The 1,269-nt window shown below is 57.5% G+C and carries 1 protein-coding gene; it reads left to right on the top strand.

The genetic code is table 11. From position 1 onward, the window contains the following. The first annotated feature begins 222 nt into the window (after nucleotides 1–222). Entirely contained in the window at nucleotides 223–1,233 is a 1,011-nt protein-coding gene (locus A3A5_RS0122800) for an IS110 family transposase (RefSeq protein ID WP_018312815.1), read from the top strand. Nucleotides 1,234–1,269: the final 36 nt, after the last annotated feature.

Below are 1,269 nucleotides of genomic sequence, written 5' to 3'. Positions count from 1 at the left end.
AACTGATTTGTTGCATCGGCGTAGCTCGCTGGTCGTCCTTAGTCTATCAACGCTTCACAGCTGCTCAACGTCGACACTCTCGTCGATTAAATCAGATGGTATGGACGCCTCCCCCCGGCAACGGGCGCGCACTTACCTGCTGCAAGGATTCCTCGCGGCCGTGGCAGCCCTATGCCAAAGTGGAGATGTCGATTGCGACGACCCTGATCGGGAGGATCCAAAATGAAGCTTACCGTCATCGGCATGGATATTGCCAAGCATGTCTTCCAACTTCATGCGGTGAATGCCAACACCGGCGAAATCGAGCGCATCAAGTTGAAGCGCAGCCAGGTCACTGACTTCTTTGCTCAGCGGGAGCGTTCACTTATTGCCATCGAAGCTTGCGGCAGCGCCCACCATTGGGCACGAGAACTGCAGAAGCTCGGCCACGAAGTGAAGCTCATCTCAGCGCGGTCGGTTCGTCCCTTTGTACTACGCAACAAGACAGATGCTGCGGATGCACGGGCGATCTGGACCGCAATCCAGCAGCCCGAGGCTCGGATGGTTGCGATCAAGAGCGAGAGCCAACAAGCCATTCTGGCACTACACCGCATGCGGGCTCAACTGATGAAGTTCCGGATCATGCAGACAAATGCATTGCGCGGATTGCTCTACGAGTTTGGCGAAGTTCTTCCAGAAGGCTATCGGGAATTTGCTGAAAGAATCTCTGGCGCGCTTGCCAAGATCGCGGATCGCTTGCCAGCCATACTGATCGACAGCCTACGAGAACAATGGGCACGCGCGCAATCAACCGAAAAGGAAATCGCTGCGCTGGAACGCCGGCTCAAGGTTGCACTGCGCGAAAATCAGGAATGCCAGAAGATCGCTGAAATTCCGGGCGTGGGCTTGCTCACTGCCACGGCCGCGGTGGCTGCGATCGGTGATGCCAAAACGTTTCGCTCTGGGCGTGAGTTCGCCGCCTGGCTAGGCCTGGTACCGAAACAAACCGGCACCGGCGGTCACGTCCGCCAACTCAGTCTCAGCAAGCGAGGTGACACCTATCTACGCACCCTGCTCATGCACGGCGCCAGATCGGTGATCATCAAAGGCTCCCGAACCGCCTGGCTCGACGGATTGCTCCAGCGACGTCCTTTCAATGTCGTGGTGGCTGCCGTGGCCAACAAACTAGCCCGGACCATCTGGGCGGTACTAGCAAGGGATAGCAGATACACGCCACCTGTCGTGGCTTTATAGTCCAGGCGCGTGCACTGCTGCCAATCGGTCGAACGA

Origin of the sequence: Cupriavidus sp. UYPR2.512 (genome assembly GCF_000379565.1) — a bacterium.
In the GTDB taxonomy this organism is placed as follows: Bacteria; Pseudomonadota; Gammaproteobacteria; order Burkholderiales; family Burkholderiaceae; genus Cupriavidus.
The sequence above is the reverse complement of the archived record's forward strand: the minus strand, read 5'-3'. Positions and strand labels throughout refer to the sequence as shown.